The 21,704-nt window shown below is 63.5% G+C and carries 21 protein-coding genes and 1 pseudogene; 13 read left to right on the top strand and 9 right to left on the bottom strand.

The annotated features are described in order from the left end of the window. Nucleotides 1–51: 51 nt before the first annotated feature. From KYT87_RS06945 to KYT87_RS06910, 8 genes are all read right to left on the bottom strand, one after another. Complete coding sequence (locus tag KYT87_RS06945) at nt 52–1,167, bottom strand: hypothetical protein (RefSeq protein ID WP_219991900.1); 1,116 nt, start codon at nt 1,165–1,167, stop codon at nt 52–54. A 110-nt stretch (nt 1,168–1,277) separates the two neighbouring features. Next, nucleotides 1,278–2,588 carry a citrate synthase gene (locus KYT87_RS06940; protein ID WP_006218129.1) on the bottom strand — a complete coding sequence of 437 codons (1,311 nt, stop codon included), beginning with the start codon at nt 2,586–2,588 and terminating at the stop codon, nt 1,278–1,280. A 20-nt stretch (nt 2,589–2,608) separates the two neighbouring features. After that, nucleotides 2,609–2,869 (bottom strand): succinate dehydrogenase assembly factor 2, encoded by a 261-nt coding sequence (locus tag KYT87_RS06935; RefSeq protein ID WP_046802661.1) that lies wholly within the window; start codon nt 2,867–2,869, stop codon nt 2,609–2,611. A gap of 41 nt (nt 2,870–2,910) precedes the next feature. Beyond that, nucleotides 2,911–3,627 (bottom strand): succinate dehydrogenase iron-sulfur subunit, encoded by a 717-nt coding sequence (locus KYT87_RS06930; protein WP_006218127.1) that lies wholly within the window; start codon nt 3,625–3,627, stop codon nt 2,911–2,913. 18 nt (nt 3,628–3,645) lie between these two features. Further along, on the bottom strand, nt 3,646–5,424 hold the full coding sequence (gene sdhA, locus KYT87_RS06925; RefSeq protein ID WP_046802660.1) for a succinate dehydrogenase flavoprotein subunit: 1,779 nt from the start codon (nt 5,422–5,424) through the stop codon (nt 3,646–3,648). Nucleotides 5,425–5,427: 3 nt separating this feature from the next. Beyond that, nucleotides 5,428–5,811, bottom strand: a complete 384-nt coding sequence (gene sdhD / locus KYT87_RS06920; RefSeq protein WP_046802659.1) for a succinate dehydrogenase, hydrophobic membrane anchor protein — start codon at nt 5,809–5,811, stop codon at nt 5,428–5,430. Continuing rightward, a complete protein-coding gene (gene sdhC, locus KYT87_RS06915) occupies nt 5,812–6,228 on the bottom strand; it encodes a succinate dehydrogenase, cytochrome b556 subunit (protein WP_046802658.1) in 417 nt (138 codons plus the stop codon). It lies immediately after the preceding gene. Between the two features lie 121 nt (nt 6,229–6,349). Then, the gene (locus KYT87_RS06910; protein WP_104143076.1) at nt 6,350–7,129 is read right to left on the bottom strand and encodes a GntR family transcriptional regulator; all 780 of its coding nucleotides are present in this window, start codon (nt 7,127–7,129) and stop codon (nt 6,350–6,352) included. A 334-nt stretch (nt 7,130–7,463) separates the two neighbouring features. Between KYT87_RS06910 and KYT87_RS06905 the strand changes: the two genes are divergently transcribed. The 13 genes and pseudogenes from KYT87_RS06905 to KYT87_RS06845 all read left to right on the top strand — a co-directional run bounded on the left by KYT87_RS06905 (nt 7,464) and on the right by KYT87_RS06845 (nt 21,143). After that, a complete protein-coding gene (locus tag KYT87_RS06905; protein ID WP_006218122.1) occupies nt 7,464–8,453 on the top strand; it encodes a malate dehydrogenase in 990 nt (329 codons plus the stop codon). A gap of 178 nt (nt 8,454–8,631) precedes the next feature. Further along, nucleotides 8,632–9,522, top strand: a complete 891-nt coding sequence (prpB, locus tag KYT87_RS06900; RefSeq protein WP_006218121.1) for a methylisocitrate lyase — start codon at nt 8,632–8,634, stop codon at nt 9,520–9,522. Between the two features lie 57 nt (nt 9,523–9,579). After that, nucleotides 9,580–10,773 (top strand): 2-methylcitrate synthase, encoded by a 1,194-nt coding sequence (gene prpC / locus KYT87_RS06895; RefSeq protein WP_104143074.1) that lies wholly within the window; start codon nt 9,580–9,582, stop codon nt 10,771–10,773. A 75-nt stretch (nt 10,774–10,848) separates the two neighbouring features. Then, on the top strand, nt 10,849–12,300 hold the full coding sequence (locus tag KYT87_RS06890) for a bifunctional 2-methylcitrate dehydratase/aconitate hydratase (RefSeq protein WP_219991899.1): 1,452 nt from the start codon (nt 10,849–10,851) through the stop codon (nt 12,298–12,300). Nucleotides 12,301–12,361: 61 nt separating this feature from the next. After that, on the top strand, nt 12,362–12,790 hold the full coding sequence (locus KYT87_RS06885) for a CopD family protein (protein WP_185975319.1): 429 nt from the start codon (nt 12,362–12,364) through the stop codon (nt 12,788–12,790). 499 nt (nt 12,791–13,289) lie between these two features. Further along, complete coding sequence (locus tag KYT87_RS06880; RefSeq protein ID WP_370638770.1) at nt 13,290–14,666, top strand: class I SAM-dependent RNA methyltransferase; 1,377 nt, start codon at nt 13,290–13,292, stop codon at nt 14,664–14,666. A gap of 258 nt (nt 14,667–14,924) precedes the next feature. Continuing rightward, nucleotides 14,925–15,113 (top strand): hypothetical protein, encoded by a 189-nt coding sequence (locus tag KYT87_RS06875; protein ID WP_046802652.1) that lies wholly within the window; start codon nt 14,925–14,927, stop codon nt 15,111–15,113. Nucleotides 15,114–15,228: 115 nt separating this feature from the next. Then, on the top strand, nt 15,229–15,747 hold the full coding sequence (locus KYT87_RS06870; protein ID WP_219991897.1) for an RDD family protein: 519 nt from the start codon (nt 15,229–15,231) through the stop codon (nt 15,745–15,747). A gap of 86 nt (nt 15,748–15,833) precedes the next feature. Further along, complete coding sequence (locus KYT87_RS06865) at nt 15,834–16,706, top strand: UDP-2,3-diacylglucosamine diphosphatase (protein WP_088588017.1); 873 nt, start codon at nt 15,834–15,836, stop codon at nt 16,704–16,706. Nucleotides 16,707–16,835: 129 nt separating this feature from the next. Continuing rightward, a pseudogene (locus KYT87_RS06860) lies at nt 16,836–18,482 on the top strand (acyl-CoA synthetase); the annotation flags it as partial. Between the two features lie 315 nt (nt 18,483–18,797). After that, the gene (locus tag KYT87_RS06855) at nt 18,798–19,319 is read left to right on the top strand and encodes a gamma carbonic anhydrase family protein (RefSeq protein WP_006218111.1); all 522 of its coding nucleotides are present in this window, start codon (nt 18,798–18,800) and stop codon (nt 19,317–19,319) included. A gap of 73 nt (nt 19,320–19,392) precedes the next feature. Continuing rightward, the gene (gene hslO / locus KYT87_RS06850; RefSeq protein WP_046802650.1) at nt 19,393–20,322 is read left to right on the top strand and encodes an Hsp33 family molecular chaperone HslO; all 930 of its coding nucleotides are present in this window, start codon (nt 19,393–19,395) and stop codon (nt 20,320–20,322) included. Nucleotides 20,323–20,411: 89 nt separating this feature from the next. Continuing rightward, nucleotides 20,412–21,143 (top strand): TadE/TadG family type IV pilus assembly protein, encoded by a 732-nt coding sequence (locus KYT87_RS06845; protein ID WP_219991896.1) that lies wholly within the window; start codon nt 20,412–20,414, stop codon nt 21,141–21,143. A 115-nt stretch (nt 21,144–21,258) separates the two neighbouring features. Here KYT87_RS06845 and ftsB read toward each other — a convergent pair whose 3' ends face one another. Beyond that, nucleotides 21,259–21,684 (bottom strand): cell division protein FtsB, encoded by a 426-nt coding sequence (ftsB, locus tag KYT87_RS06840; protein WP_219991895.1) that lies wholly within the window; start codon nt 21,682–21,684, stop codon nt 21,259–21,261. Nucleotides 21,685–21,704: the final 20 nt, after the last annotated feature.

Here is a 21,704-nt window from a genome sequence, read left to right as displayed (position 1 = left end):
GCGGGTGCGACTGCCCTGCTGCGGCGGTGCGCCCGTGCAAGCACCGCGCCGCTACTGAGGGCAGCGCGCCCGAGCCGGTGCGGTCGGTGCTTCGTCGCCAACGCTGAACGTTGCAAACTTGAAGACGCCGACCTCCTCGTTCGTGACGATGCCCAGCAAGGTTCCATCGAACTCCTGCATGACGGACATGCCCTGCGGCACGTCCGCATGGCCTTCCCTGTTGGCCACCTGCCCCGATGACGGGCTGAACACGAGCACGCCGGGAAAGGGTTCCCGCTGCCCATCAATCACACGCCTGATGGTCTTGACCTGCGTGCCCTCGGCGTAGTCAAACCCGCCGAACCGTGCCCGACAGGCAAGCTCCGAATCGCTGACGCGCAGCAGATGGCGGTCTGCATCCAGATAAATCCTGGGCTCGCTCAACATCAGCCCGAACACCTTGACCGCCACGGGGTCCTTCACTTCAATGCGCCAGCGGTCAGGGTCGGTCGAGCCATCCACGTACACCGTACCGGTCGAGCCATATAGCACCGAGCCCGCGTGAATGGCCATGCCGTCGACGTTGTTGCCGGTACCCAGGCGGCATTGGTCCAAGGCCTTCATCGTGCCGTCGGGCTGGGTATCGAATTCGATGTCGTGCGTACTGTCACAGCGCCATCCCAGCACGGTCTGATCGCCCTGGCCTTTCAGGATGATGCTGCGGGGATACCGGCGGATCAGCGCGTACGTTTCTTTTTCGTATTCGGCGTCCAGATAGCGGCGCGCCAGTGTGGCTTGCACCCCGAAGATCGGGGTGGGCGCCGGGAATTCGGCCGCCACATATGTTTCCAACTGCCCTTCGTCTTGCAGCTTCAAGCGGGTGCCGGCGGGCATGGCCACGCCACCCACTGTGCTTGCCTGTTCAAGCGTGACATTGCGCGCAGCCTCGGCCCGTTCGCTCTCGCGTTCGATCTGGCCGATGATGATCTGCACCCAGGCGAAGAACGCAAAGGGCACCGCCAGCACCACGAACAACGCGGCCGACGTCTTCCAATATTTGCGGACGGTGCGGCGATGGCTGGCGCTGATGGCCAGCACCAGGGCCCACACGCCCAGCACGACGCCGGCAAGCATGCCGAACAAAAGCAGCAGGTAAAAATTGGCCGATGGCAATGAGATGGGAATCATGGCCAGCATGATATCCGGATATCAATCGCGCCATCGCCGCTGCCGAGCGCGCAACAAAAAACCGCCCGAAGGCGGCTTCTTGTCACTGACTTGCCGAAACGGAAAGCGGATTAACGCTTGTCCATCGGGGGCACGTCGCGGGTCACCGAACCGGTGAACAGCTGGCGCGGACGGCCGATCTTGTAGTCGGGATCCGACAGCATTTCGTTCCACTGGGCAATCCAGCCCACCGTGCGGGCCAGCGCAAAGATGGCCGTGAACAGCGAGGTCGGGATGCCGATGGCGCGCTGGACGATACCCGAGTAGAAGTCCACGTTCGGGTACAGCTTGCGCTGGACGAAGTACGGATCCGACAGGGCGATGCGTTCCAGTTCCATGGCCAGCTTGAACAGCGGGTCGTTTTCCAGGCCCAGGGCCGAGAGCACTTCCTTGCAGGTTTCCTGCATCAGCTTGGCGCGCGGGTCGTAGTTCTTGTAGACGCGGTGGCCAAAGCCCATCAGGCGCACGCCCGAGTTCTTGTCCTTGACCTTCTCCATGAACTCACCGACCTTGTCGATGCCGCCGTTGGCTTGCAGCTCTTCCAGCATTTGCAGGCAAGCTTCGTTGGCGCCGCCGTGAGCCGGGCCCCACAGGCAAGCCACGCCAGCCGAGATGGCCGCGAACGGGTTGGTGCCCGACGAACCGCACAGGCGCACGGTCGAGGTCGAGGCATTTTGCTCGTGGTCGGCGTGCAGGATGAAGATGCGATCCAGCGCGCGTTCAACAACTTCGTTGACCTTGTAGTCTTCGCACGGCGTGGCGAACATCATGCGCAGGAAGTTGCCCGTGTAGGACAGGTCGTTCTGCGGATAGATGAACGGTTGGCCTTGCGAGTACTTGTACGCCATCGCAACCAGCGTCGGCATCTTGGCGATCAGGCGGATGGCCGAGATGTGACGATGCTGCGGGTTCGTGATGTCGGTGGAGTCGTGGTAGAACGCGGACAGCGCGCCGACCAGGCCCGTCAGGACGGCCATCGGGTGGGCGTCGCGGCGGAAGCCACGCAGGAAGAAGTGCAGCTGTTCGTTGACCATCGTGTGATGGGTCACTTGCGAATCAAAGTCGGCCTTCTGTTCCTGGTTCGGCAGTTCGCCGTTCAGGATCAGGTAGCAGATGTCCATGAAGTCGCAATTGACGGCCAATTGCTCGATGGGGTAGCCGCGATAAAGCAGTTCGCCCTTGTCGCCGTCGATATACGTGATACCCGATTCGCAAGCCGCGGTGGACATGAAGCCGGGGTCAAACGTGAACATGCCCGTCTGGCCATACAGCTTGCGGATGTCGATCACATCCGGACCGACCGTGCCCTTGTAGACAGGGAACTCAATGGGTGCGCTGCCATCCGAGAAGGATAGAGTGGCTTTTTTGTCAGACAGGTTCATGTTTATTCCTCTCACATTAATCAGAGTGCGCGCATCTGGCCAATAATGCCCCGAAGCCTGGGAGTATCCAGTTCACCTTCGAGTTCCTTGCGGGCCAGCAGCAGGTCGAGAAGATCGTTGTCTCCCATCTCGAACAGCTGGGTCAATGCGGCCACATCATCATCGGTAAGTTCAGCCTCGTAAGCGTCAAGATACCGAGTGATGATCAAGTCGTTTTCGAGCAGGCCGCGGCGCGCCCGCCAACGCAGACGCGCCCGCTCCAGTTCAGTTAGCCTGCTCATCTTTACACCATAAAAACAAAAGTCTTCACGCTAGATAGACACTAGACCGTACGGCGGACCATCAGTTCCTTGATCTTGCCGATTGCCTTGGTCGGGTTCAGCCCCTTGGGACAGACGTCGACGCAGTTCATGATGGTGTGGCAACGGAACAAGCGGTACGGATCTTCCAGGTTGTCCAGGCGCTCGCCGGTGGCTTCGTCGCGGCTGTCCGCAATGAAACGGTAGGCTTGCAGCAGGCCGGCCGGGCCGACGAACTTGTCCGGATTCCACCAGAACGACGGGCAGGACGTGGAACAGCACGCGCACAGGATGCACTCGTACAGGCCGTCCAATTCCTCGCGTGCCTCGGGCGATTGCAGGCGCTCTTTTTCGGGCGGCGGCGCATCGTTGATGAGGTACGGACGAATCGAGTGGTACTGGTTGAAGAAGTGCGTCATGTCCACGATCAGGTCGCGGATGACGGGCAAGCCCGGCAGCGGACGCAGAACGATGGGTTCCTTCAATTCACGCAGGTTCGTCGTGCAGGCCAGGCCGTTCTTGCCGTTGATGTTCATGGCGTCCGAACCGCACACGCCTTCACGGCACGAGCGGCGCAGGGCCAGGCTGTCATCGACGTCGTTCTTGATGCGCACCAGCGCATCAAGCAGCATCTTGTCGGTGGGCTGGAGTTCAACGTCCAGCTTTTGCATGTAGGGGCGCTCGTCCTTGTCCGGATCGTAGCGGTAGATTTCGAACTTGACGATTCTCTTGGTGCTCATAATGGGCTCTATCCGGACTTAGAAGGTACGCGCCTTGGGCGGGAAGGACTCAACGGTGAGCGGCTTCATCTGCACGGGCTTGTAATCCAGGCGGCTGCCTTCGGAATACCACAGCGTGTGCTTGAGCCAGTTCTCGTCGTCGCGCGTCGGGTGGTCGTCCAGCGCGTGAGCGCCACGGCTTTCCGTACGGGCAGCGGCCGACTTGATCGTGGCGCGGGCCACTTCGGTCATGTTGGCCAGTTCCAGCGCTTCGACGCGCGCGGTGTTGAACACCTTGGACTTGTCCTTGAAGTAGATGCTGTCGGCTTGCTTGGCCAGATCTTCGATCTGCGTCACGCCTTCGTTCAGCAGTTCCAGCGTGCGGAACACGCCGCAGTGGCGCTGCATCGAGAAGCGGATGGCGTTGCCGATGTCTTGCGTCTTTTCGCCCGACGTACGCGATTCCAGCTTGTTCACGCGGTCCAGCGAGAAGTCCACGGCTTCCTTCGGCAGGTCCTGATGCGCGCGCTGGCGCTCGGGATGCGAATTGACGATGTGGTTGCCGGTGGCGCGACCGAACACGATCAGGTCCAGCAGCGAGTTCGTGCCCAGGCGGTTGGCGCCGTGCACGGACACCGCAGCGCATTCGCCGATGGCGTACAGGCCGTTGACGACCTTGTTCTCGCCGTTTTCGCGCGACAGCACCTGGCCGTGGTAGTTGGCCGGAATGCCGCCCATCTGGTAGTGGATGGTCGGAACGACGGGGATCGGTTCCTTGATCGGGTCGACGTTGCCGAACTTGATGGCAATTTCGCGGATCGAGGGCAGACGCTTGTTGATGACGTCGGCGCCCAGGTGGTCAAGCTTCAGGACGACGTAGCTGCCGTCCGGACCGCAACCGCGGCCTTCCTTGATTTCCTGGTCCATCGAGCGCGACACGAAGTCGCGCGGGGCCAGGTCTTTCAGCGTGGGCGCATAGCGCTCCATGAAGCGTTCGCCATCCTTGTTCAACAGGATGCCGCCTTCGCCACGCACGCCTTCCGTGATCAGCACGCCCGCGCCGGCCACGCCGGTGGGGTGGAACTGCCAGAATTCCATGTCTTGCAGCGGGATGCCCGCGCGCGCTGCCATGCCCAGGCCGTCACCGGTGTTGATGAAGGCGTTGGTGGAAGCGGCCCAGATACGGCCGGCGCCGCCGGTGGCCAGCACCGTGGTCTTGGCTTCCAGGATGTAGATTTCGCCCGTTTCCATTTCGAGGGCGGTCACGCCCACGACGTCACCGGCTTCGTTGCGCAGCAGGTCCAGCGCCATCCATTCGACGAAGAACTGGGTGCGCGCGGCAACGTTGCGCTGGTAGAGGGTGTGCAACAGCGCGTGGCCGGTGCGGTCGGCGGCGGCACAGGCGCGCTGCACCGGCTTTTCACCGAAGTTGGCGGTGTGGCCGCCGAACGGACGCTGGTAGATCGTGCCGTCGGGGTTGCGGTCGAACGGCATGCCGAAGTGCTCGAGCTCGTACACGGCGTTCGGCGCTTCACGGCACATGAATTCGATGGCGTCCTGGTCGCCCAGCCAATCCGACCCCTTGACGGTGTCGTACATGTGCCAGTACCAGTTGTCTTCGCTCATGTTGCCCAGCGAGGCGCTCACGCCGCCTTGCGCGGCAACGGTGTGCGAACGCGTGGGGAACACTTTGGACAGCACTGCAACGGACAGCCCCGCTTGGGACAGTTGCAGCGAACAACGCATGCCGGCTCCACCGGCGCCAACGACCACCACATCAAACTGGCGGCGCGGCAAGGATTTCATGACAGAGACCACGGCTTAAATGCTCCAGAGGATTTGCGCGAAGTAAACGACCGTACCGACCAGCCAGAGGATCGTCAGCACTTGCAGCAGCAGGCGCAAGCCCACCGGCTTGACGTAGTCCATCCAGATGTCGCGCACGCCAATCCAGGCATGCCAGGCCAACGCAATGAATGCAAGGGAGGCCAGGATCTGGCCAACCGGAATGAAGCCCACGTAGAAATTGAACAGCTTGACCCAGTGTTCATACGTGAAGGCAGGCATCATCAAGATGCCGACGAGCAGCACCAGCGTATACACGGCCATGATGACGGCGGTGATGCGCTGGATGATGAAATCCATGACGCCATAGTGCGCGCCGACGACCAGGCGCTTGGGTCCGTAGTTTTTAGCGGCGGCCATTTACAGCACTCCGAACAGTTTGAGACCGAACACCAGCGTCAGCGCCAGGCTGACACCGAAGACCACGCCGGCGCTTTTCTTGGCCGACAGCTTGTCGATACCGATGTGCAGGTCCAGCAGCAGGTAGCGGATGCCGGCACAGAAGTGGTGCAGGTAGCCCCAGACAAGAACCAGGAAGACAAGCTTGACGATCGGGTTGGTCGCAATGGAGGCGATCCAGGCAAACGATTGCGGTGCGGCCACGCTAGCTGCGAACAGCGGCACGATGACCAAGGGCAAACAGAGGAACAGCAAAATGCCGCTGATGCGGTGCAGGATGGACAGCTTGCCGGCCAGGGGCAGGCGATAGGAGAACGCAACTTGGGCAAGCCCAATATTGCGAAACTGCGGACGTGGCTTGGCAGCGGTGTCGGACATGACGGCCTCGGTGTTTCGGAACTAGGGAATCGTGACGGCGAAATTGCCGTGGCCCTTTCGGGCAAACACGCTATTTTCGCCCAGAGATAGGGTCGGTATCAAATCGTAGTGTAAAAGCTCATCAATTCAGACTATTGCGGTAGTGGTATCGATCGGTCAAGTACAAACCCCGGCGAATTTCCATGGGGCGGTCACCATAGGTGTAAGACACCCGGTCTACCTGCAACAACGGCGTGCCGGCCGGAACATTAAGCAGGGGACAGACTTCAGCCGGCGCAATGACCGCGCGCAGCTTTTCGTCCGCGCGCACCATGCTGACGCCAAATTCGGATTCAAACAGGCCATAGAGCGGCGCCTTGTTGGCGGTCAGAAGCTCCAGGGTAAGGCCACGGAAAATGGACCCAGGCAGCCAGATGTCGTCCACGACGGTGGGCGTCTGCCCCATGGACAGCAGGCGGCGGATCATCACGACGGTTTCGCCGGCGCGCAAGTCCAGCGCACGGGCGACCTCGGCGGGCGCGCGCACGCGGCGGCATTCCAGGATGCGGCTTTCGGCGCGGCCGGCCTCGCTTTCGTCATCGGCGGCCAGGCGCAGGAAGCGATAGCGCACGCGGGCTTCGTGGTGGGTGGCAACAAAGGTGCCCTTGCCCTGGCGGCGCAGCAGCATGTGCTCGGCGGCCAACTCGTCAACCGCCTTGCGCACCGTACCCTGGCTGACCTGAAAACGGGCAGCCAGATCGATTTCGCTGGGGATGAGTTCGCCGGGCTTCCATTCGCCGCGTTCAAGGCTTTGGACAAGCAGATCCTTGATCTGGCGATAGAGCGGACTGAAAGCGGCCCCCTCGCCCGTTGAACGGGCGGCGCGATTGCGTAAGGAGGTTTCGGGCCGGGGCTCTGCCATGGATCTTCTTGAAAGTGTCATGTTCATCCGGATGATGGGAGGGCAGCGCAAGATGGGTGCGGACCCACATCCAAAAATGCGCTGCCAGGGGTATGAAGAAACGGCCTGTAGCGCATTCGAATAAACGCTCTATTGTGGCATATCGGCCCGGACGCTGTCCAACGTCTTATGTCTTATATAAGATAGAAGAGCGTTTGACGGACCCCTGAAATCGTTCTAGGATTCACGGCTGTCAGGGCCCCGCGCCGGCAGGTTCGTGCGCGCCGTTTTTGATGCCCCAACGATTACACTGATTGGTGAGATTTTTCTCGCCAAACCATTACGGAGAACGTCCATGTCCAAGCCTGCCTTGCGTGTCGCCGTCACCGGCGCCGCCGGCCAAATCGGTTACGCACTGCTATTCCGCATCGCCTCCGGCGAAATGCTGGGTAAAGATCAACCCGTCATCCTGCAACTGCTGGAAATCCCCGACGAGAAAGCGCAAAAGGCCCTGAAGGGCGTCATCATGGAATTGGATGACTGCGCCTTCCCGCTGCTGCAGGAAGTGACCGCCCACAGCGATCCGCGCACCGCCTTCAAGGATGCCGACGTGGCCCTGCTGGTTGGCGCCCGTCCGCGCGGCCCCGGCATGGAACGCAAGGACCTGCTGTCGGTCAACGCCCAGATCTTCACGGCGCAAGGCAAGGCCCTGAACGATGTGGCCAGCCGCAACGTCAAGGTCCTGGTGGTCGGCAACCCGGCCAACACCAACGCCTACATCGCCATGAAGTCGGCGCCGGACCTGCCGGCAAAGAACTTCACCGCCATGCTGCGCCTGGACCACAACCGCGCCCTGTCGCAGCTGTCGGCCAAGTCGGGCAAGCCGGTTGCCGACATCGAAAACCTGATCGTCTGGGGCAACCACTCGCCCACGATGTACCCCGACTTCCGTTTCGCCACCGTCGGCGGCGAATCGCTGACCAAGCTCATCAATGATGACGCCTGGAACCGCGACACGTTCATCCCCACCGTGGGCAAGCGTGGCGCCGCCATCATCGAAGCCCGCGGCCTGTCCTCGGCCGCTTCGGCCGCCAACGCCGCCATCGACCACGTCCGTGACTGGGTCCTGGGCAGCAACGGCAAGTGGGTCACGATGGGCGTTCCGTCGGATGGCTCGTATGGCATTCCGGAAGGCATCATCTACGGCGTGCCGGTCACGACCGAAAACGGCGAATACAAGCGTGTCGAAGGCCTGGAAATCGACGCCTTCTCGCGCGAGCGCCTGGACTTCACGCTGAAAGAGCTCCTGGAAGAGCGCGACGGCGTCAAGGACCTGCTGAAGTAAGCAGCGCTTGAATCAGAATTGGGCCCGTTCATGCGGGCCCAATTCTTCTGTACCCCCCTCATGCCGAAACATACACCTGTCTCTTGGCCCGGCCGCGCCGGGATTGTCGCGTAGGGGACAGATTTATATTCCGGACCCGCGATAAGGTCGTGGGCTAGCCATAAGAACGGAGACCACCATGTCCAGACCCGAATCGCCCGGCGCCCTCTTTCGCCGCGCCCTTGCCGAAGAAAGCCCGCTGCAGATCATCGGCGCCATCAACGCCAACCACGCGTTGCTGGCCAAACGCGCCGGCTACCGCGCCATCTACCTGTCGGGTGGCGGCGTGGCGGCCGGGTCGCTGGGCCTGCCCGACCTGGGCATCAACACCATGGACGACGTGCTGACAGACGTGCGCCGCATCACCGATGTGTGCGACGTACCGCTGGTGGTGGACATCGACACCGGCTTTGGCCCGTCGGCGTTCAACATCGCCCGCACCGTCAAGAGCCTGATCAAGTTCGGCGCGGCAGCCTGCCACATCGAAGACCAGGTTGGCGCCAAGCGCTGCGGCCATCGCCCGGGCAAGGAAATCGTCACCACCGAAGAAATGGCCGATCGCGTCAAGGCGGCTGCCGACGCGCGCACCGACAGCGACTTCTACCTGATCGCCCGCACCGACGCCATCGCCTCGCATGGCGTGGACGCCGCGATTGAGCGCGCGCTGGCCTGCGTGGAAGCCGGCGCCGACGCGATCTTCGCCGAAGCCGCCTATGACCTGCCCACCTACGACCGCTTCGTCAAGGCCGTCAAGGTGCCGGTGCTGGCCAACATCACCGAATTCGGCAAGACGCCGTTGTTCACCGTTGAAGAATTGAAGAGCGTGGGTGTGGGCATGGTGCTGTATCCGCTGTCCGCCTTCCGCGCCATGAACAAGGCAGCCGAAGCCGTCTACACCGCCATCCGCCGCGACGGCCACCAGAAAAACGTGGTGGACCTGATGCAGACGCGCGAAGAACTGTACGACCGCATCGGCTATCACGAGTTTGAATCCCGGCTGGACGCTCTGTTTCAAAAGGGCAAAGCGTAATCCCGCCACGCCAGTCCCCCATTGCATCGACCACAGCGAAAGTGAAGGAGTAGAGACATGAGCACGGCTCCCAAAAAGCAAGAAGCCAAGCCGGACGCCAAGCCGGAAGAGAAAGCCGGTTTTAAACCCAAGAAGTCCGTTGCCCTGTCGGGCGTGGTTGCGGGCAACACCGCGCTGTGCACCGTCGGCCGCAGCGGCAACGACCTGCACTACCGCGGCTACGACATCCTGGACATCGCCCACACCAGCGAGTTCGAGGAAATTGCCCACCTGCTGGTCCACGGCAAGCTGCCGAACAAGGCGGAACTGGCCGCCTACAAGCAAAAGCTGAAGAGCCTGCGCGGCCTGCCCGCCCAGTTGCAAGTGGCGCTGGAAGCGCTGCCGGCATCGAGCCACCCCATGGACGTGATGCGCACGGCCGTGTCCGTGCTGGGCTGCGTGCTGCCCGAAAAAGACGACCACAACACCCCGGGCGCGCGCGACATCGCCGACCGCCTGATGGCCAACCTGGGTTCGGCCCTGCTGTACTGGTATCACTACAGCCACAACGGCCACATGATCGACGTACAGACGGACGACGACAGCATCGGCGGCCACTTCCTGCACTTGCTGCACGGCGAAAAGCCCAGCGACGAATGGGTCAAGGCGATGCACATCTCCTTGAACCTGTACGCCGAACACGAGTTCAACGCATCGACCTTTACCGCGCGCGTCATCGCCGGCACGGGCTCGGACATGTTCTCGTCGATTGCCGGCGCCATCGGCGCGCTGCGCGGTCCCAAGCACGGCGGCGCCAACGAAGTGGCGTTCGACGTGCAAAAGCGCTATGACTCGCCCGACGAAGCTGAAGCCGACATCCGCCGCCGCGTCGAGGCCAAGGAAGTCATCATCGGTTTTGGCCACCCGGTCTACACCGTGTCCGACCCGCGCAACAAGGTCATCAAGGACGTGGCCAAGAAGCTGTCCAAGAAGGCCGGCAGCACCAAGATGTTCGACATCGCCGAGCGCCTGGAAACGGTCATGTGGGACATCAAGAAGATGTTCCCCAACCTGGACTGGTTCTCGGCCGTCAGCTACCACATGATGGGCGTGCCCACGTCGATGTTCACCCCGCTGTTCGTCATTGCGCGCACGGCAGGCTGGTCGGCCCACATCATTGAACAGCGCATCGACAACAAGATCATCCGCCCCACCGCCAACTACGTGGGCCCGGAAGACCAGAAGTTCGTGCCGCTGGACAAGCGCAAATAAGGCGGCCGCAACCATAACGAGAACAAGGCGCGGCATGGCCACCTGTATTCACTTCTTCGCTAAGGAGGGTTCGCAATGTCCGCCCCAATCTCAAACGTACGTCCCGATCCCGATCAGGTTTTGGTCGATATCGCGGACTACGTTATTAACTACGAGATCAAGAGCAGCCTGGCGTATGAGACCGCCCGCAACTGCCTGATCGACACGCTGGGCTGCGGCCTGGAAGCGCTGGAATACCCGGCATGCAAGAAGCTGCTGGGGCCGATTGTGCCGGGCACGGTGGTGCCCCATGGCGCCAAGGTGCCCGGCACGTCGTTTCAACTTGACCCGGTGCAGGCCGCGTTCAACATCGGCACGATCATCCGCTGGCTGGATTTCAACGACACATGGCTGGCCGCCGAATGGGGCCATCCGTCCGACAATCTGGGCGGCATCCTGGCCACGGCGGATTGGTTGTCCCGCACCGCGGTCGCCGCCGGCAAAGCCCCCTTGACGATGCGCGACGTGCTGACCGGCATGATCAAGGCGCATGAGATCCAGGGCTGCATCGCGCTGGAAAATTCGTTCAACAAGGTCGGGCTGGACCACGTGGTGCTGGTCAAGGTCGCGTCCACCGCCGTGGTGGCGCAGATGCTTGGGCTGGACCGCGACGAGGTCATCAACGCCGTGTCGCTGGCCTGGGTCGACGGCCAAAGCCTGCGCACGTATCGCCACGCCCCCAACACCGGCAGCCGGAAAAGCTGGGCGGCGGGTGACGCCACCAGCCGCGCCGTGCGCCTGGCGCTGATCGCGAAAACCGGCGAGATGGGCTACCCGTCGGTGCTTACCGCCAAGACGTGGGGCTTTTACGACGTGCTTTTCAAGGGCCAGCCGTTCAAGTTCCAGCGGCCGTATGGCAGCTACGTGATGGAAAACGTGCTGTTCAAGATTTCGTACCCGGCCGAGTTCCATTCGCAGACCGCCGTGGAATGCGCCATGGAGCTGCACGTAAAGCTCGATGCGCTGGGCAAACGGCCGGAAGACATCAAGGCCATCACCATTCGCACGCATGAGGCGTGCATCCGCATCATCGACAAGAAGGGTCCGCTGAACAACCCGGCCGACCGCGACCATTGCATCCAGTACATGGTGGCGGTGCCCGTGCTGTTCGGCCGCTTGACGGCCGCCGACTACGAAGACGACGTGGCGCGCGACCCGCGCATCGACGTCTTGCGCGACAAGATCGTATGCGTGGAAGATCCCGCCTTCACCCGCGATTACCACGATCCGGACAAGCGCTCGATCGCGAACGCACTGACGGTGGAATTCGTGGACGGATCCAAGCTGGACGAAATCGTCTGCGAATACCCGATCGGCCACAAGCGCCGCCGCGCCGACGGCATTCCGTTGCTGGAGGCCAAGTTCCGCACCAATCTGGCGCGCATGTTCCCGGCCAGGCAGCAGCGGCGCATTCTTGACGTGTCGCTGGACCAGCAGGCGCTGGAGGCCATGCCGGTGCACGAATACGTGGATCTGTATGTGATCTAGCGGCGGCGCGGGGGACCATCCGGCGGCCTTACAATGCGGCTTTCCTAGATTGGATGCCGCCATGGCCATGCTTTGGGTCAAGACCTTTCACATCGTCTTCATCGCTTCCTGGTTTGCCGGGTTGTTCTACCTGCCCCGCATTTTCGTGAATCTGGCGCAGCAGTCGGACGCGTCCGTCCAGGTGACGCTGCTGGGCATGGCGCGCCGGCTGTATCGTTTCACCACCATTCTGGCCGTGGTGGCCATTGTGTTCGGCATGTGGCTGTATCTGGGTTACCGCATCGGCGTGGGCCCGGGCAACGGCTGGATGCACGCCAAACTCTTTTTCGTCCTGCTCGTCATCGGCTACCATCACGCCTGTGGCTTGATGCTGCGTAAATTCGAACAGGGCAAAAACACCCGTTCGCATAAGTTCTATCGCTGGTTCAACGAAGTTCCCGTCTTGCTGCTCTTGGTGGTGGTGGCGCTGGTCGTCGTCAAACCCTTCTGATTCCCCCTACCTTTGCACATTCGCCAGGATTCGTATGTCCTCTGATGAACAGGACCGCCCGCGCAAGACGCTGACGATCAAAAAAACGGCGCGTGACGCCCACGCCGTCGAGGCGCCCAAGCGCACCCGCACGGGCGCCCGCGCCAAGCTGGTCGCGCAGATCTCGCGCACCAAGGAAAACGTCGAACGCCAGAAAGACCCGGAAGGCTATCAACGCCGCCAGGAAGAAGAGGCGCGCCGCAAGCCGGGCGCCGGCGCGCGTGGCCAGGCGCCCCGTGGCGGCGCGGAACGCGGTCAATACGATCGCGGCCAGCCCAGCCGGGGTGAAGGGCGCGGCCCGGCAGGCCGTAGCTCCTCCGAGCGCGGCTCCTCCGATCGCGGCACGTCCGAGCGTGGCAGATACGATCGCAACCAGCCTTCCCGTGACCGCTCCGACGATACGCGTCGCGACGCCGCACCTAGCGCCCGTTCCGGCCGCCCGCCGCAACGCGCGCCGCGCCTGCGCGATGACCAGTACATTGCACCGGCCACCCCGGCAGGCCGTTTCTACGATCCCTTCGAAGATGACGGCCCCGCGCCCGACTTCCAGGCCGAACCGTCCGTAGAGGCATCGCAACCGGATTACCGCGACGTGCACGACGATTACCAGGACGACGCGCACGACGACCACCAGGATCGCGCGCCCAGCGTCGAGACCCGCAGCCGCCGCCCGCGCGAGCCCCGCCAGGCGGAAGTGTTCACCGTATTCGCGCCCTGCCCTCAAGGCCTGGAAGAGGCCCTGACGGCCGAGATGCAGGCGCTGGGCTATGAAGACGCCCAGGCAGGCCGCGCGGGCTGCTCGTTCACCGCCGACTGGTCGGGCGTGCAGCGCGCCAACCTGTATTCGCGCCTGGCGACCCGCATCCTGGTGCAGGTTGCGCACGCCGAGATTTCGCACGAAGACGACATCCTGGACCTCGCCCGCGACACCCCCTGGGAACGCTGGTTCGGCGCCGAACAAACGCTGCGCGTGGACACCTCGGCCATCAAGAGCCCGGTGCAAAGCTTGCAGTACTGCAATCTGCGCGCCAAGGATGGCATCTGCGACCGCCTGCGCGAGCTGGAAGGCGAGCGCCCCAGCATCGACACCGTGCGCCCGGACGCCCGCGTCCACCTGTTCCTGACGGGCCACACCGCCACGCTATACCTGGATACGTCCGGCGAATCGCTCTTCAAGCGTGGCTGGCGCCTGGACAAGGGCGAAGCCCCCCTGCGCGAAAACCTGGCCGCCGGCATGCTGGCCCTGGCAGGGTGGGACCCCGCCGCCCCGCTGCTGGACCCCTTCTGCGGCTCGGGCACCATCCTGATCGAAGCGGCCTGGATCGCCCTGGGCGTGCCCCCGGGCATTTCGCGCCCCTTTGGCTTTGAACGCCTGCGCGACCACGACGCCTACCGCTGGCGCGACCTGAAGGACGATGCCCGTTCGCGCATCCTGCCTCAGCTGGACGCACCCCTGGTCGGTTACGACCTGGATCCGCAAGCCATTGAATTCGCTCAGAACAATGCCGAACGTGCTTGGCTCACCGCCGACTCGATCCGCTTTGAAATCGGCGACGCCCGCGAAATAACGGCGCCCGCCGACCACGGCTGGATTGTCACCAATCCACCCTACGGCGAGCGCATGCAGACCGAACAGGACGCCGATTTGTGGCGTGACTGGGCCACCTGCCTGAAGCGCAATTTTGCCGGTTGGCAGCTGCACGTCATCACCAGCGACATGACGCTGCCCAACCAGATGCGCCTGAAGCCCAAGCGCCGCGTGCCCTTGCACAACGGCGCGCTGGACTGCCGCCTGTTCGGTTTCGAACTGGTTGCCGCCGGCTACCGCGACGCCTGATCGCCGCCTTGCCCGGGCGGCTCTCGCCCGGGCAGCCCCCTTCCCCGACGTTCACCGCCACGTTGTAAAAGCGCCGCAACATGCCGGCCGTATCTTTGCTTATGGTGCCCCGCCGCCCGGTTTTGGGGCATCATCAGCACCAAGGTGTTGCCGTGTTGCACCAGCTTGCATCTGCCTCTTGCACAGTTTGAGGGTAAACCCCTATAATTCGGGTTATCCCTAGTAGCTAAACAACTGAGCAAGCCCGTGGAGGCTATTGTGATCAACCCGAACAACACCATCCGCCTGACCGACGAACTCGAGCGCCAACTGATGCTCCAGGCAATTGAAGAACAATTCCGTCCGCACCCGATGCGGGCGTTGGCCGCAGGCCTGCGTAAGCTGGCTCACGGCGTGAAGGCCCTGGTTGGCAAGACGAGCGCCAAGAACGCGCACTCCGCCGCCTGAAGCCGGACCGGGCCTGACGTCGCGGCCCAAACGATTTTCCCCTTGGGGGCTGCATAGCCCCTTTTATAGACCCGCCCTTACCGGCGGGTTTTTTTTTGTCGGATAATGCCGACCCATGACGACCGACGCCTTCCTAGATCAGACCCCCAACCGGCTGCGCCGCTTTGCCTGCATGATGTACGAGGCCGTGTTGCTGTTCGGCGTCGTCTTCCTGGCCGGCTATCTGCTGGACACGCTGACGCAAAGCAAGAACGCGCTGGAATTGCGCCCAGCGCGGCAAGCGTGGTTGTTTGTGGCGATTGGCGCGTATTTCGTGCTGTGCTGGCGTCGGCGCGGGCAGACCCTGCCCATGAAAACCTGGAATATCCGGCTGGTGGACCGTGACGGCAACACGCCGGCAACCGGCCGCCTGATCTTGCGCTACGTGCTTGTCTGGCCGCTGGTGCTGGCCGGCGCGGCCGTGGTGTGGGGCGCCGCCCGCCTCACGGGCTGGGCGTCGATGGACATGTTCATCGTGGCCGCGCCGTTCACGATTTTTATCTGGTCCTGGTTCGACCCGGACGGCCAGTTCCTGCACGACCGCCTGCTTGGCACGCGGCTGCGCAACGCGCCGCAACGTCAGAAATCCCGCTAGCCGCCCCGCGCCGAGGCCGCACCCGTCACAACAGCGTCACGATAGCTTCACACGCCCGTCATCGCCGGATGGTTTGATTCCAAGGCATGACGACAGCCCACATGGAAGCGACCGTGAACGAAATCCGCCCCGCGCACTGGCGTGCCCTTTGGATTTCCGATATTCACCTGGGCACTGCCGGGTGCAAGGCGGAATTCCTGCTTGATTTCCTGGACCACAACGACTCGGACACCCTGTATCTGGTGGGCGACATCGTCGACGGCTGGCAACTGCGCAAGCACTGGCACTGGCCGCGCGCGCACAACGACGTCATTCAACGCATTCTGCGCAAGGCGCGCAACGGCACGCGGGTCGTGTTCATCCCCGGCAACCACGACGAATTCGCGCGGGAATTTGCGGGCTACGCGTTCGGCGACATTGAAATCCTGGATGAAGACGTGCACGTCACCGCCAAAGGCTTGCGGCTGCTGGTGCTGCACGGCGACCAATTCGACGGCGTCATCCAGCACAGCCGCTGGTTGGCCCACCTGGGCGACGGGCTTTATCAGCTGGCCCTGTGGATCAACCACCACTTCAACCGGCTGCGGCATCGCCTGGGGCTGCACTACTGGTCGCTGTCGCAATATTTGAAGCACAAGGTCAAGAACGCGGTGTCGTTCATTACCGACTTCGAAGAAGCGCTGGCCGGTGAGGCGCGTCGGCGGGGCCTGGACGGCGTGGTCTGCGGCCACATCCACAAGGCGGAATTGCGAGACGTCGGCGGCATCCTCTACTGCAATGACGGCGATTGGGTCGAAAGCCTGTCGGCGCTGGCGGAGACCCACGATGGCCAGTTGCAGCTGCTGGACTGGGCCGCCATCCAGGCCGAACGCCAGGCCGAGCCCGCTGCCCGCCCCCCGCGATCGCTGTCACTACCCGCCCTGCCCTCAGCGCTTCGCCGCCAAAGCAAACACCCGTGATAACCCGTATGCGTCCCCATTACGCAACGGGGATATTGCAGTTCACGGCCCTCTAGGTCATGCTTGCATCTGAGGCAACGGGCGAGCCGGCCCGTTCACGCAGCTGCAACATGCTTACAACATAGGGCCATGAACGACCAATATCAGGCGCTCTACCAAACATTCCGCTGGCTGGTTCCCACCCAGTTCAACATCGCGGAAGCGTGCTGCCACCGCTGGGCATCCAGTAGTCCGGATGCGCGGCGCATCGCCATCTACTACGAAGACGAATCGGGCAACCGCGAAGTCTGGACCTATGCCCGCCTGGCCGAAGCCGTCAATCAGCTGGCCAACGGCCTGGTGAAGATGGGCGTGGGCCGGGGCGATCGCGTCGGTGTGGTGCTGGGGCAACGGCCGGAAACGGTGGTGGCCCACATGGCCATCTACACCGTAGGCGGCGTCGTCTTGCCCCTGTCGGCACTGTTCGGCCCCGAGGCACTGGAAGCCCGTTTGCGTGACTCCGAAACTCGGGTCGCCATCGTGGACCACGCTTCCAGCGCCAATCTGCTGGCCGTCAGCGACAACTGCCCCAACCTGCAACAGATCATCGGCATCGGCTTCGCTGACGAGCGGGTGCTGCCGTGGCGCAGCCTGCTTGCCCGCCAACCCAACGAATTCAAGGCCGTTCCGACGCGTTCGTCGGACCCGGCCATTCTGCTGTATACGTCAGGCACCACCGGCGCGCCCAAGGGCGCGCTACTGCCCCACAGCGTGTTGATCGGCAACCTGCCGGGCTTCGTCGCCTCGCAAGACTGGTTCCCCAAGCCTGGCGACGTGTTCTGGTCGCCAGCCGATTGGGCCTGGACGGGCGGCATGATGGATGCGCTGTTGCCGACCCTGTATTTCGGCCATCCCATTGTGGGCACGCGCGGCCGCTTTTCGCCCGAGCGCGCGTTTGAGCTCATGGAGCGCTACCAGGTCACCAATACTTTCCTGTTTCCCACGGCGCTGAAAATGATGATGAAGGCGGTGCCCCAGCCCCGCGACCATTACCAGCTGGCGCTGCGTTCCATCATGAGTGCGGGCGAAAGCGTGGGGGAAACGGTATTTGAATGGTGCCAGTCGGCGCTGGGCGTGACGCCCAACGAGATGTTCGGCCAAACCGAAATGAACTACGTGGTGGGCAATAGCCAGAAGCGCTGGCCCGCCCGCGCGGGCAGCATGGGCCGCCCGTATCCCGGCCATCAGGTGGCGGTGCTGAACGACGATGGGCAGCCGGTGGCGCCTGGTGAAACCGGGGAAATTGCCGTCAACCGGCTGGACATCCACGGCTTTCCCGACCCCGTGATGTTCCTGGGCTATTGGCGCAACGAAGCCGCCACCCAAGCCAAATTCAAGGGCGACTGGTGCCTGACGGGCGACCTGGCCACCGTCGACGCGGACGGCTACCTTTGGTACGCCGGGCGTGCCGATGACGTGTTCAAGTCGGCCGGTTACCGCATCGGCCCCGGCGAAATCGAAAGCTGCCTGGTCGGCCACCCCGCCGTGGCCAACGCCGCCGTGGTGCCCAAGCCGGACGCCGAACGGGGCGCGCTGGTCAAGGCCTATGTCGTGCTGACGCCCGAATTCGCCCAGCGCGACCGCGGCGAGATCATCGAAAACCTGCAAGAGCATGTTCGTGAGCGCCTGGCGCCGTACGAATACCCGAAAGAGATCGAGTTCGTCGACGAATTGCCGATGACCACGACCGGGAAAATCCAACGCCGCATCTTGCGCCAACGCGAGCAAGAGCGCGCACACATCGCGGCGACGGCACCGGCAGCGGCGCCTGCGGCAACCGGGGCACCTGCGACGGTCGCGACGCAAGCGGCAACCGTGGCACCGAAGGCGTCCACGCCGCCAGCGCCCACCGCCGCGCCGCCAGCGCCCAAGCCGTCCGCTCCCGCAGATACGTCCAAGGTGTCCGCGCCCGCCACGCCCGCCGCCGTGCCGAAATCGCCCACGCCACCACCCTCGCCCGCCGCCACGCCCGGCCTCGCTGACGCCGCCGCACCCGCCGAGAACGTCGCGCCTGCCCCTGCGGGCCCTGAAAAATTATCGGAAACCTAGGCAATGCCCATCTACCAGCTTGACGACCTGATCCCCCGCATCGACCCCGCCGCCTATGTCGCCGACAGCGCCGACATCATCGGCAATGTCACGCTGGAAGCCGGCGTCAGCATCTGGTCGCACGTGTCGATCCGGGGCGACAACGACGCCATCCTGATCCGCCATGGCACCAATATCCAGGAATCCAGCGTCCTGCACGTCGATAGCGGCTGTCCCATGACCATCGGCCCGAATGTCACCGTGGGCCATCAGGCCATGTTGCACGGCTGCACCATCCACGAAGGCGCGCTGGTGGGCATGCAGGCCATCGTGCTGAACAACGCGGTGATCGGGCGCAACTGCCTGATCGGCGCCGGCGCCATCATCCCGGAAGACCGCGTCATTCCCGACAACTCATTGGTGATCGGCATCGGCAAGATCGTGCGCGAACTGTCCGAAGAAGAAATCGCCAATCTGCACAAGAACACCGCCCATTACGTGGCGCGCGGCCAACACTACAAGACGGCCCTCAAGCGCCTGGCCTGAGCGCCCGGGGCAGTTGCCGTAGCCCTGCTGGCAGCAGGGGGAATTGGGTGGCCTGATCGGCTAACATTCCCCCATGACCGATCAGCTCAAAAAATACCTTACCGAAGACCGCAGCGTCCGCATCCAGGCCGTCCGCCTGGACGCGACCTGGAAGGCCGTCCAGGCCAACCACGACTACCCGCCCGCCATCACCCATCTGCTGGGCGAATTGGTGGCGGCCTCTACCTTGCTTGCCGCCAACATCAAATTCGATGGCTCGCTGGTGCTTCAGATCCAGGGCGACGGCCCCATCGCCCTGCTGGTGGTGGAATGCCGTTCGGACCTGAGCCTGCGCGCCACCGTCAAAGTGCGCGAAGGCCACGAAGTGCCGTCCGATGGCACCATGCAAAGTCTGCTGAACCCGGGCGGCAACGGCCGCTTCATCGTCGTGCTGGACCCGCAGCGCAAGCTGCCGGGCCAGCAAACCTACCAGGGCATTGTGCCGCTGGAAGGCGACACGGTGGCAGAAGCGCTGCAACACTACATGAAGGCCTCCGAACAGCTGGACACGCGCTTGTGGCTGGCCGCCGATGCCGACAACGCCGCCGGCATGCTGGTGCAACGCCTGCCGTTCCATGGTGGCACCGACGCCCCACTGTTGACCGAGCAAGCCGCCGCCGAAACCTGGGACCGTGTGGTCGCCCTGGCCAGCACGCTCAAGCGCGACGAAGTGCTGGAAGCCGACATCGACACCTTGATCCATCGCCTGTTCTGGGAAGACACCTTGCTGGCGTTCGACCCGGCGCCCGTGCGCTGGCATTGCCCTTGCACGCGCGAGCGCGTCGCCAGCATGCTGCGTTCGCTGGGCGAAGAAGAGGTCAACAGCGTCCTGGCCGAGCGCGGCCAAGTGGATGTGTCATGCGACTTCTGTGGCAAGCCCTATAAGTTCGACGCCGTGGATTGCGCCACGTTGTTCTCGCCGAACCAGCCTGCCGCCGACGACGCGCCGCCCACGGTGCACTGATAGCGCCGCGTCCCGCCCTGCGGGACATTTTCATCACCTCGGATTGTCCGTATCGACAGGCGGTCATGCCCGCGCCACACTGCGCAGCCATGACCGCCTTTTTCTTTGCCGCCTCGCGCCAGCGGGGCGCCGCCGCCATTGAATTCGCCGTGGCGGGCGCCATGGTGTTGCTGATGGGCCTGCTGGGCATTGAAGCAGCACGCTGGCAAGCCGTGCGCCAAATGGCGCACGTGGCGCTGATGGAAGCCGCGCGCGCCGGCGCCACCGCCCATGCGCAACCGGCCCCTATGCGCGATGCCTTCATTCAAGGCTTGCTGGCCCTGCATGCCGGCGCCGACGGCGAAGCCGGTGCGAGGCGCAGGCTGGCGCGCGCACATGCCGACGCCTCGGCGGGCACGGGCCTTGGCGCGTGGCGAATCGAAGTCTTGCAGCCCAATGCCAGGATGTTCCGCGACCATGGCCGCACGGACTTGGCCGTCCTGGCCGCGCCGGGCCGACGCGCCATCGACAACGACTACCAGGACTTGCAGCACGCCAGGCGACCGCCGCGCCCCGGCGCGGCCACCATCTTCGACGCCAACACCCTGAAGCTGCGGCTGACTTATCTGCACAAGCCTTGGCTGTTCCCCGTACGAGCGGTGCTCGCCGCGCTGGGGCGCAACGACGCCAGCTATGCGGGCGTGGCTCGCAGGCATGGGTTGTTGCCGATTCACGTTGAACTGGAAATGGAGATGCACACGCACCCGGTCGATTGGACGGGCGCGCGGCCAAGGCCGGCGGAAATCGTGATGGGAGCATGCCGCGATGCCCGCTGCGATTGACGCGGGGCATCGGCTATGAGCTATCGGCTATGAGTTAGCGGCTATGAGTTACCGGCTATGAGTTACCGGCGATCAGCTGTCAACGACCAGCAAGCCGTTGCCGGCCGCCGCAAGCTTACTGACGCGTGCTGTTGGCAGGCTTCGGTGCGACGGCGGGTGTGGCGCGAGCAGCCGGCGGCTTGGCCGCTGGGGCGCTGGTGCGTGCCGGCGTGGCGGGCTTGGTGGCCGCGTCGGTCGCCAGCGTGGCGCCACCGGCGGGCGGCTGCGCATTCTGCGGCAGGATGTGAACGAACACTTCACCGTCGCGCATCATGCCCAACTCGCCGCGGGCGCGCTCTTCAATGGCGCCAGAGCCGCCTTCAAGGTCTCGCACTTCGGCTTCCAGCGCGGCGTTACGCGCGCGCAGGCCTTCGTTGGTCTCGCGCTGCTCGGCCACTTGGCGTTGCAAATCCCAGACCTTGAACCAGCCGCCCTTACCCAGCCAAAGCGGGTATTGGATCAAGCCTACCAGCACGAACAGCACCAGGAACAACAGGCGCATACGCGAGAACCCTCAGAGCA

It is taken from the genome of Achromobacter sp. ES-001, from assembly GCF_019448355.1.
GTDB classification, from domain to species: Bacteria; Pseudomonadota; Gammaproteobacteria; order Burkholderiales; family Burkholderiaceae_B; genus Achromobacter; species Achromobacter spanius_B.
Note: the sequence above shows the minus strand (reverse complement) of the source record. Positions and strands in the feature narration are given on the sequence as shown.